The organism is Janthinobacterium goodfellowi, assembly GCF_051380695.1.
Taxonomy (GTDB): Bacteria; Pseudomonadota; Gammaproteobacteria; order Burkholderiales; family Burkholderiaceae_D; genus Janthinobacterium.
Map to the genome: position 1 here is coordinate 461481 of NZ_JBNYXN010000002.1, position 10087 is coordinate 471567.

Sequence of the window (10087 nt, forward strand, 5' to 3'; positions counted from 1 at the left end):
CTATGCATTACGTGTCTACCCGCGCTGACAAAGCGCCACTGAATCCGCAGCAATTCTCCGACATCCTCCTGGGCGGCCTGGCCCCCGATGGCGGACTGTATCTCCCTGAACACTACCCGCAAGTCACTGGTGCCGAGCTCAATGCCTGGCGCACATTGTCGTATGCCGACCTGGCCTACGAAATCCTGAAGAAGTTCGCCACCGATATCCCGGCCGCGGACCTGAAGGCATTGACGGCGAAAACCTATACCAAGGCAGTCTACAAGAACGCCCGCGCCGGCGAAAACGCGGCCGACATCACGCCGCTGCGCGTGCTCGAAGAAAATGTCGTCAAGGGCGGATCGACCACGCTGATGCTGCAGGCGCTGTCGAACGGCCCGACCCTGGCCTTCAAGGACATGGCCATGCAGCTGCTTGGCAACCTGTTCGAATACACCCTGGCCAAGCACGACGCCGAACTCAATATCTTCGGCGCCACCTCGGGCGACACGGGCAGCGCGGCCGAATACGCGATGCGCGGCAAGAAGGGCATCCGCGTCTTCATGCTGTCGCCGCACAAGAAAATGAGCGCCTTCCAGACGGCGCAGATGTTCAGCCTGCAAGACCCGAACATCTACAACATCGCTGTCGAAGGCGTGTTCGACGATTGCCAGGACATGGTGAAAGCCGTGTCGAACGACCTGCCGTTCAAGGCCAGGCAGAAGATCGGCACCGTCAACTCCATCAACTGGGCGCGCGTCGTGGCGCAGGTCGTGTACTACTTCCGCGGCTACCTGGCGGCCACCACCAGCAATGAGCAAAAAGTGTCGTTCACGGTGCCGTCTGGCAACTTCGGCAATATCTGCGCCGGCCATATCGCCCGCATGATGGGGCTGCCCATCTCGAAACTGGTGGCCGCGACGAATGAAAACGACGTGCTCGACGAATTCTTCCGCACGGGCGTCTACCGCGTGCGCAAGTCGGCCGAAACGTACCACACGAGCAGCCCGTCGATGGATATCTCGAAAGCGTCGAACTTCGAGCGCTTCGTCTACGACCTGGTGGGCCGCGACAGCGACCGCGTGCGCGCCCTGTTCACGAAAGTGGAAACGCATGGCGGCTTCGATTTGTCCGGCAAGCCTGGCAGCGATGGCGACGAATTCAAGCTGGTGGCCAAATACGGCTTCAAGTCAGGCAAGTCCACGCACCAGGACCGCCTCGACACCATCCGCGACGTGGCCGACGACTACGGCATCACCATCGACACGCACACGGCCGATGGCATCAAGGTGGCGCGCGAGCACTTGGAGCCGAACGTGCCGATGATCGTGCTGGAAACCGCGCTGGCGGCCAAGTTCAACGAAACCATCCTCGAAGCGCTGGGCGTGGACGCGGAACGGCCAAACGGCTTCGAAAACATCGAGGATTTGCCGCAGAAGTTCGTTGTGATGGGCACGGACGTGGAAAAAATGAAGGCGTACATCGCCGCCAATACGGGCTTGTGATGACAGACGCCAGCACTGTACGCAAACCGATGCTGTCGGTGGCCGAGGCGCAAGCCTTCATGCTGGGCGCGGCGCGCCCGGTGACCGAGGTGGAACTGGTCGACACCATGCGCGCCAACGGCCGCGTGCTGGCCACGGCGCAGACGTCGACCCTGAACGTGCCCGAACGCGACAACACGCAGATGGATGGCTACGCCGTACGCGCCAGCGACTGCGCCAGCGGCGCGGCCAGCTTGCCCGTGTCGCAGCGCATCGCGGCCGGTCACGTGGGCCAGCCCTTGCAGCAGGGGACGGCGGCGCGCATCTTCACGGGCGCCTTGCTCCCGGACGGCGCCGATTGCGTGGTGATGCAGGAGCAGTGCACGGTGCTTGACGGCGTGGTGACGGTCAACCACGTGCCGCACGCGGGCGAATGGGTGCGCCGCCAGGGCGAGGATATCCGCGCCGGCGGCGAAATCCTCGGCGCGGGCCGCCGCCTGCGCAGCCAGGAAATGGGTCTGGCCGCTTCGGTGGGCCTGGCGCAGTTGCCGGTGCTGCGCAAGCTGCGCGTGGCCGTGTTTTTCACGGGCGACGAACTGGCCATGCCGGGCGAGCCTTTGGCGCCGGGCGCCGTCTACAATTCGAACCGTTTTACCTTGCGCGGCCTGCTGGAAAACCTCGGCTGCGAGATCACGGACCTGGGCATCGTGCCCGACAGCCTGGAGGCGACGCGCGCCGTGCTGCGCCAAGCGGCGCAGGGCAATGACCTGATCATCACCTCGGGCGGCGTGTCCGTGGGCGAGGAAGACCATATCAAGCCGGCCGTGGAAGCGGAAGGGCGGCTGAACATGTGGCAGATCGCCGTCAAGCCAGGCAAGCCGCTGGCGTTTGGCGAAGTGCGGGATGCGTTCTTTGTCGGCTTGCCCGGCAATCCCGTCTCCAGCTTCGTCACATTTTTACTGTTCGTGCGTCCCTTTATTTTGCGCCTGCAGGGCGTGGCGGGCAGTCTGGCGCCGCGCAGCTACAGGCTGCCGGCAGCGTTCGAGCGCCTGAAGGCGGACAAGCGCAACGAGTTCCTGCGCGCCAAAGTCAATGATGACGGCGAGCTGGAACTGTTCGCCAACCAGAGTTCGGGCGTGCTGACGTCCACCGTGTGGGGCGACGGCTTGATCGATTGCCCGCCGGGGCTGTCGATTGCGCGCGGCGACATGCTGCGTTTTATCCCGTTTAACGAATTGCTGTACTAAGGAAGTATCGATGAAGATCAATCTGCGATTTTTTGCCAGCGTGCGCGAGCTGGTGGGCACGGGCCAGGAAGTACTGGAAGTAGCCGGGCCGCTGACGGTGGGCGAGGTGAGAACCCTGCTGATCGGCCGCGGCGGCAACTGGGAATACGCGCTGGCGCAGGGCCGCGCCCTGCGCACGGCGCATAATCAGGTGATGTGCGATGCCGATACCGTGATCGGCGAAGGCGACGAAGTGGCGTTCTTCCCGCCCGTGACGGGCGGCTGATCCCGCTTTTCAAACAAGACGGCCACTTCATCGAAGTGGCCGTTTTTTCATGACGACCTGGTTTTTGGCTTGTCACCGCTGCACGCGGCGCAGGCGACGGCCTTTCGGTAGCGCCAGTACTTCGAGCCGATGAAGATGGCCGACGCCACCAGCGACCAGGCAAGTGCACCCAGCAAGGTGGTCATGCTGGTGTTGCCCTTGCTGTAATCGACCACCGTCAGGATGGTGAATAAGATCGAACTGGCCAGCAAATAGCGGGAAATCCAGAATCCTGCGCCCATGTGTTTCTCCTCTTGTCGTCGCGTTGTCTCGTGAAGTCGAAGCGCTGATCGTGCAGCATCTGCGCGCAGTATGCATCATTTTTCGGCATTCTTGCCATCGGCCGGCCTTATCTCGACTAAAATGCCGGGGTTTTCACCGTCTTCCCCGCTTGCCATGACCCATTCCAGCCTTCCTCCCTTCCACATCGCCGTCATTGGCGGCGGTCCCGCCGGCCTGATGGCCGCCCAGGCGGCCACCGACCAGGGAGCCAGGGTGGAACTGTTCGACGCCATGCCGTCCGTCGGCCGCAAATTCCTGCTGGCGGGGCGCGGCGGCATGAATATCACGCATGCGGAAGACTACCAGTCCTTCGTCTCGCGCTACGGCAGGCCGGCGCGCTGGATCAAGCCGGCGCTGGACCAGTTCGGCCCGCAAAAGGTGCGCGACTGGGTACACAGCCTGGGCGTCGACACCTTTGTAGGCTCCTCGAACCGCGTCTTCCCTACCGACATGAAGGCGGCGCCCTTGCTGCGCGCCTGGCTGCACCGCCTGCGCGAAGCGGGCGTGCAATTTCACATGCGCCACCGCTGGACGGGCTGGCGCGACGGCCAGCTGGCCTTTGCCACGCCGGACGGCGAACGCCTGTGCTCCTTCGACGCCGTGATCCTGGCGCTCGGTGGCGGCAGCTGGGCGCGGCTCGGTTCCGACGGCGCCTGGGTACCGCTGCTGCAAGGGCAGGGCGTGGCCGTGGCGCCTCTGGTGCCGGCCAATTGCGGCTTCGACGTGGACTGGAGCGAGCATTTCAGCAGCCGCCATGCTGGCGAACCGCTGGCGACGGTGGCCATCTCGGCGCGCGACATCGAGGACTGCATGATCAAGCGCCAGGGCCAGTTCGTCATCACCGCGGGCGGCGTCGAGGGCAGCCTGATCTATGCCTTGTCGGCCGCGCTGCGCGAGCAGATCGCGCGCGACGGCAGCACCACCATCTGGCTGGACCTGGCGCCCGACCACACGCATGAACGCGTGTTCGAGGAAGTGACGCGCCCGCGCGGTTCCCGCTCCATGTCCAGCCACCTGAACAGCCGTCTGGGCATCAAGGGCGTGAAATCGGGCTTGCTGCGCGAATGCCTGAGCGCGGCCGACTTTACCGACGAGGCCAGGCTGGCGGCCGCCATCAAGCTGCTGCCCGTCACGCTCAAGCGTGCGCGCCCCATCGATGAAGCCATCAGCAGCGCCGGTGGCGTGGACTTCGACTGCATCGACGGCAGCATGCTGCGCGCCATGCCGGGCGTGTTCGTGGCGGGGGAAATGCTGGACTGGGAAGCGCCGACGGGCGGCTACCTGCTGACGGCCTGCCTGGCGCAAGGCAAGGCGGCTGGCGAGCAGGCAGTGGCGTGGCTGGAAGGGAATTTTTGAAATTACAACAGCATTTGATCGTTAGCGCCACGACGCTGCTCACAATCGTAGCGAGCGGCCCCGAGTTGTGGCTGAGAAGTGCAGCTGTACTCTAGTACAGCGAGCATCGCCAGCCGCAAATCGCGCCGCGCAGTAGATTGTGAACTGCGTCATCATCAATGCCAGATGATGTCGCCGGAACCGCTCTTTTGCGCATCGCGCTGGCGCGGGTTGCCATGAACGTGGATGTCGCCGCTGCCGCGCAGGGTCAGGTTGGCGGCGTCGCGCACGAAGACGGTGCTCTGGCCTGAGCCTTGCAGGCTGACGCTGGCCTTGTCGGCGGCCAGGTGCTCGGCATCGATATCGCCTGAGCCGCTCAGGTCGGCACGCAGGAATTTCGTGTTGCCGCTGGCGGCGATGCGCCCGGAACCCACCATTTCCAGCACCACGCTGTCGCTGTTGCCGCCGTTGATGTCCAGGTCGCCGCTGCCGTTGACGGTCGCTTGCACCTGCTTGTAGCGGCCCGTGAAGCTGACGTCGCCCGAGCCCATGACTTCCAGGATAAAACTGTCGCCGGAAAAGCCCGTGATCTTGGTGTCGCCATTGCCATGCACTTCGACACGCACGAGGGCCGGCAGCACCAGTTCCACCTGCAGCGGCTGGCGATGGTGGAACAGCATGCCTTTCGGGCCGATATGCAGGGTCGTGCCATCGGCCGTCGTGTCGACGTTCGACAGCAGCCGCTGCTCGCCGCTCACCTTCATCGATGGCGTGGCGCCGCGGCGCAGCACGAGGTCGATGGGGCCGGCCAGGTCGATGCTGGTGATATTGGCGGCAATCGGGCGCGTTTCGCTGCGTACGGCGCGCCCGGCAGCGCTGCTGGGGTTGCTGATTCCCTTGGCGCGCAGCGCCGCATACGACATGGCGATCAGGACCAGGGCCAGCAGGAACATGGACAGGCCGACTTTGAATAAGCGTTTCATGGCAGCCTTTCTAGTGACCTTTGAGGAGGGAAACATTCATCGCGACATAGCGCTTGATGCCGATCAAGGTATAGCGCGTGACGACCAGACTGAGCAGGAAGATGGCGATGCCGCCGAGCAGCATACCCATGCCGAAGATGGTTTGCGTGGTGCGCGCATCGCGGTCCATATCGGTGGAGATGCGTATGCCGCCGCCGGCCAGCGCTTCGGCCCGCTCCATCATGCGCGACGACGCGCCCGGCGCCTCGGGCTCGGCTTTGACGGGACCGGGCAGGTGGTCGATTTCGATGCCCGCGTCGCCGATGGTGATGCGCGTTTCGCGCCGCTCGCCGCCTTCGCCGCCATCATCGTCATGGATGAAGACGTGGCGCAGCGGGCCGTCGAGCACCAGTTCGTTGGCACCGGACAGGCCGCTGGCCGTGATGGCGATGCCGGCCAGGTAAAAGCTCAGACCGACGGCATACAGGGCGGCCAGCAAGGCCGCGTACACGGCGGCAGGCACGACCATGAACAGGTTGAAGATGGCCAGGCCCACCAGCGAGACGAGCAGGCGCAGCAGGTTGACGGGGGTTTTCTTTTGTTCGAAGGCCTGGCGGTGGGTGCTGCTGCGCAAGGTGAGGGCGATCTTTTTCGGGTCGCCCAGTTCGTCGGCGATCTCGTGTTCGCTGCGGCCGGCCGCCGCCCCTTCGATGAAGGTCTGTTCGTAATAGTCCATGGTCTTGGCCACCAGGTCCGGCGGCAAGCCTGCCAGCGCGCGCCGCAGCGCCTCGAGATAATCTTGCTTGTTCATCATATTCTTCCTGTCCGTCCGCTTCGCCGCTTCATCCCACTGTCGGCAGCAGCATGCTTGCCTGGCTCAGCAGTAATGGCGCATGTGGCGCCTGCTGTCCGTGGATGACGATCAGGGTGGCCAGCGCCACGCAAGCGAGCAGCGCCACGGCTTTCAAGCTGTTTTTCAAGTGCAAGGTGGTGTGCATGGTATTCCCCGTGGCATGGCCGTTGTCGATGATCGGACTGTACCCAAGCGCACGCGGGTGCACCAGCACGGTGCGACAGAATGCAATTTCGCGGGGGCGAGCGACGCCAGGGAAGGATGCACCGTCAAGTCTGTTTTGCCGCCTTGCCCGTGTTCGCCATCCTGGCCGCCGCCACGCCGCTGCGCACGGCCGCCTCGATGGTGGCCGGATAGTCTTGCGTCCGGTCATCATTGGCCGTGTAGTCGCCGGCCAGCAGCAAGCCCGGCATGCCGCTGGCGTTGCCGGGACGCCGCAGTTCCGGCGTGCAGGCAAAGGTGGCGCGCTTTTCCGTGATCAGCTGGGTCCAGGCGGGCTGCGCCAGTTCCGGGCGCTGCAGCACCTGCGCCAACTGCGCGGCGATCGCCTGCGCCAGCGGCCCATGGCCTTGCTCGGCGGCAGGGCCGGAGGCGCTGATGACGACGGCCAGCAAGCCTGCCTGATTCGCGTCAAGCTGGCCCCGGTCGAAGACGAACTGGCCCCAGTGCTGGCGCTCTGGCGCATCGACGAGGGCGTAGAACGGCAAGTCCAGGCGCACCGAGGCGTCGTATTGCAGGTAGCAGGTACTGATGGCTTCCGGCGTGAACGCCTGCATGCGGTCAATCGCATCGGCCAGGCGCGCGTCCTGCACGGCTTGCAGCAGGCCGGCCGCTTGCACGGACGAGGTGGCCACGATGACGCCGTCGTAGGTGTCGGTCTCATCGAGCTGCCAGCGGCCATCGGGCAAGGCGTGCAAGGCGGCCACCTTGGTGCCCGTGCGCACTGCGCCGCCATGCTGTTCCACGTAGCGGGCGGCCGCGTCAGGCAACAGGGCGGAGAGGTCCGCCTTCGGGATCAGCATGTCGGAGGCGCGGCGCCGGCTCGCGCCCAGGCTGTCGCGCAGCACGTTGATGAAGACGCGCGCCGAGGCCCGCTCGGGCGGGGTATTCAAGGCTGCCAGGCACAGCGGGTGCCACATCAGGCGGTTCAAGGTGTCCGTCTGGTCGAAGCGCTGCAGCAATTCGCTGACGGTGCAATCGTTGTACAACTGCCAGCCCATCCACCGCATGGCGGTGGAAAAACGCATCAGGGACAGCTTGTCGGCACGCAACAGTCCTTTGGCGCGCAGCAGGGCCCACGCCAGGTGCAGCGGTGCGGGCAGGCGCGGCGCGATGAAATCCATGCCTTTGGTGCCGGGCGGATAGCGCATCTGCAGGGGCTGGGTGAGGATCAGTTCGGCAGGGTCCTGTCCCGCGAGCTTGATCAGGCGCAAGGTTTCCGTGTACGCGCCCAGCAGGATGTGCTGGCCGTTGTCGAGCACCGTCTTTTCCCGTTCGACCCGGCGCGCGCGCCCGCCCAGGATGCGCGCGGCCTCGTAGACGGTCACCGTGTGGCCGGCGCGCGCCAGTTCCATGGCTGCCGCGCAGCCGGCCCAGCCGGCGCCGATGACGGCGTAGCGCTGCTTCACGCTACTCTCAGCCACGAACCCAGGTCTTCCAGGCCAGCCACAGTTTGCGGATCGGCGTGAGCGAGATGCGCTGTTTCAGCACGTGGTATCCGTCGCGCTCGACTTCATTGAGCAGGGTGCGGTAGATGGCGGCCATGATCAGGCCTGGGCGCTGGGCGCGGCGGTCTTCGGCCGGCAGCAGGGCGAAGGCTTCGTCGTAGGATTGTTGCGCGCGCGCCACCTGGAAGCGCATGAGGTTTTCGAAGTTTTCGCTGTGGCGCGCATTCAGCAGGTCGGCCGCCGTCACATTGAATTGCTGCAACTCGCTGATCGGCAGGTAGATGCGCCCCTTGCGCGCATCCTCGCCCACGTCGCGGATGATGTTGGTCAGCTGGAAGGCATGGCCCAGCTTTTCCGCGTACAGCAGGGTTTCCGGGCGGGTCGCGCCAAAGATGCTGGCCGACAAGATGCCGACCACGCTGGCCACGTGCCAGCAATAGCGGCTCATGGCCTGGTAATCGAGGTAGCGGGTCTGGTTCAAGTCCATTTCCATGCCGTCGATGATGGCCTGCAAATGCTTTTCTTCCAGTTGATACATGTCCAGGTGCGGCTGCAGCGCGCGCATCACGGGATGCGTGGGATTGCCCTCGTACATGGCCTTGACTTCCTTGCGCCACCACACCAGCTTGGTGCGTGCCACGGCTTCGTCCGTGCACTCGTCGACCGTATCATCGACTTCGCGGCAGAACGCGTACAGGGCCGTGATGGCCTTGCGGCGTTCGGCCGGCAGGAACAGGAAGCTGTAGTAGAAGCTGGAGCCGCTCTGGGCGGCCTTTTGTTGGCAGTATTCGTCGGGAGACATAGTCAAAAGAGCAAGGGTTGCAGATCGAAGCCGCTATTCTATCGTCTTACAGAGTAGGCGACGGGGGAAAAGCCGTTTTTACTTGTGTCTCTTGATGCAGGCTTTTGCGCGACATGCGCAGGGCGCGCCAGAAAATGATCAGCCAGTCCCGTTTCTCCAGCTTGGGACGGCGCCGGAACACGTCGTAGTTGACGGCTTCGATGCATTCCAGAATGCGCAAGCCCCCTTGCACCACCAGGCGCAGTTCCCAGCCGATGCGTCCGCGCAAACGCAGGGCCAGCGGCGCGCCCGACAGCATCAGGGCGCGCGTGCGGGCCACTTCGAAACGCATCAGGGCGCTCCACTTGCCGTGCGCCTCGGGCCGCTCGAAGGCGGCGGCGGAGACGGCAAAGCGGCTCAGGTCTTCCATCGGCAGGTAGATGCGCTCCTTTTGCTGGTCGATGGCGACGTCTTGCAAGAAATTAATTAGTTGCAAAGCTGAACATATCGCATCGGAATCGCGTACATTCTGTTCATCGGCCGCACCGTACAGGTGCAGCATCAGCAACCCCACGGGGTTGGCGGAGCGGGCGCAGTAATCGAGCACGTCGTCGTAGCTGGCATAGCGCGTCGTTTCCACGTCTTGCTTGAAGGCGGACAACAGATCGTAGAACGGCTTGAGCGGCAACTGATGTTTGGCGATGACGGCGGCCAGGCGTTCGAACATGGCGGCGTTCTCGCCGGCATGGCCTTCCTCGCGGGCGATGCGGCCCAGCGCCTCTTCGTAGGCGTGTAGAAAGGCCAGGCGTTCGGCCGGCGTGGCGTCGCCTTCATCGGCCAGGTCGTCGGCGCTGCGGGCGAAGGCATAGATGGCTTCGACGGCGGGCACCAGGCGGCGCGGCAGTAAAAATGATGCAACAGGAAAATTTTCGTAATGGTCTACAGGCATTGAACAGCTTCTCTAGTCTTGCGTTTGTCCGGCACGTCCGCAAACGCTGGAATGTGGCCGGACGTTGTACGTCTCAAGATTAATGACGCAAAAGTCACTAAAAACTTTTACGCACGATTATAATTAATAACCAGAAAGTCATTAGGGAAAAATCGCTTCCCGCCATGACCAAGCTGATATTGTCACAAATTTAAGGATATCGCGTGCGAAAAAGTTTGGCTTGGCCCAAAGGGCAAGCAAAAAG

At 63.9% G+C, this 10087-nt stretch carries 11 protein-coding genes; 4 read left to right on the top strand and 7 right to left on the bottom strand.

The annotated features are described in order from the left end of the window. Nucleotides 1-2: 2 nt before the first annotated feature. Genes thrC through ACQ4WQ_RS10060 form a run of 3 tightly spaced genes read left to right on the top strand, consistent with a single transcriptional unit; the run spans nt 3 to nt 2975 of the window. Nucleotides 3-1484: a threonine synthase gene (thrC, locus tag ACQ4WQ_RS10050; protein ID WP_436496652.1), complete on the top strand. Its 1482-nt coding sequence runs from the start codon at nt 3-5 to the stop codon at nt 1482-1484. Further along, entirely contained in the window at nt 1484-2710 is a 1227-nt protein-coding gene (locus tag ACQ4WQ_RS10055) for a molybdopterin molybdotransferase MoeA (protein ID WP_436496654.1), read from the top strand. Before thrC ends, ACQ4WQ_RS10055 begins: the two co-directional genes overlap by 1 nt. A gap of 10 nt (nt 2711-2720) precedes the next feature. Then, nucleotides 2721-2975, top strand: coding sequence for a MoaD/ThiS family protein (locus tag ACQ4WQ_RS10060; protein ID WP_326456182.1), 255 nt, complete (start codon nt 2721-2723; stop codon nt 2973-2975). A 47-nt stretch (nt 2976-3022) separates the two neighbouring features. On the opposite strand, the gene ACQ4WQ_RS10065 is transcribed toward ACQ4WQ_RS10060, so the two are convergent. Continuing rightward, a complete protein-coding gene (locus tag ACQ4WQ_RS10065) occupies nt 3023-3256 on the bottom strand; it encodes a hypothetical protein (RefSeq protein WP_436496657.1) in 234 nt (77 codons plus the stop codon). Nucleotides 3257-3410: 154 nt separating this feature from the next. Here ACQ4WQ_RS10065 and ACQ4WQ_RS10070 point away from each other — a divergent pair, with 154 nt between their 5' ends. Then, complete coding sequence (locus ACQ4WQ_RS10070; protein WP_436496659.1) at nt 3411-4652, top strand: TIGR03862 family flavoprotein; 1242 nt, start codon at nt 3411-3413, stop codon at nt 4650-4652. Nucleotides 4653-4807: 155 nt separating this feature from the next. Here ACQ4WQ_RS10070 and ACQ4WQ_RS10075 read toward each other — a convergent pair whose 3' ends face one another. The 6 genes from ACQ4WQ_RS10075 to hpnC form a co-directional block, all read right to left on the bottom strand. Next, the gene (locus tag ACQ4WQ_RS10075) at nt 4808-5614 is read right to left on the bottom strand and encodes a head GIN domain-containing protein (RefSeq protein ID WP_436496661.1); all 807 of its coding nucleotides are present in this window, start codon (nt 5612-5614) and stop codon (nt 4808-4810) included. A 10-nt stretch (nt 5615-5624) separates the two neighbouring features. Further along, on the bottom strand, nt 5625-6407 hold the full coding sequence (locus ACQ4WQ_RS10080; RefSeq protein ID WP_326456178.1) for a DUF1700 domain-containing protein: 783 nt from the start codon (nt 6405-6407) through the stop codon (nt 5625-5627). A 28-nt stretch (nt 6408-6435) separates the two neighbouring features. Beyond that, complete coding sequence (locus ACQ4WQ_RS10085) at nt 6436-6591, bottom strand: hypothetical protein (RefSeq protein WP_326456177.1); 156 nt, start codon at nt 6589-6591, stop codon at nt 6436-6438. Nucleotides 6592-6715: 124 nt separating this feature from the next. Next, nucleotides 6716-8089 (bottom strand): hydroxysqualene dehydroxylase HpnE, encoded by a 1374-nt coding sequence (hpnE, locus tag ACQ4WQ_RS10090; protein WP_436496663.1) that lies wholly within the window; start codon nt 8087-8089, stop codon nt 6716-6718. Next, nucleotides 8082-8915, bottom strand: coding sequence for a presqualene diphosphate synthase HpnD (gene hpnD, locus ACQ4WQ_RS10095; RefSeq protein WP_436497393.1), 834 nt, complete (start codon nt 8913-8915; stop codon nt 8082-8084). The genes hpnE and hpnD overlap by 8 nt, the downstream gene beginning before the upstream one ends. A gap of 46 nt (nt 8916-8961) precedes the next feature. Then, a complete protein-coding gene (gene hpnC, locus ACQ4WQ_RS10100) occupies nt 8962-9843 on the bottom strand; it encodes a squalene synthase HpnC (protein ID WP_326456175.1) in 882 nt (293 codons plus the stop codon). Nucleotides 9844-10087 lie beyond the last annotated feature (244 nt).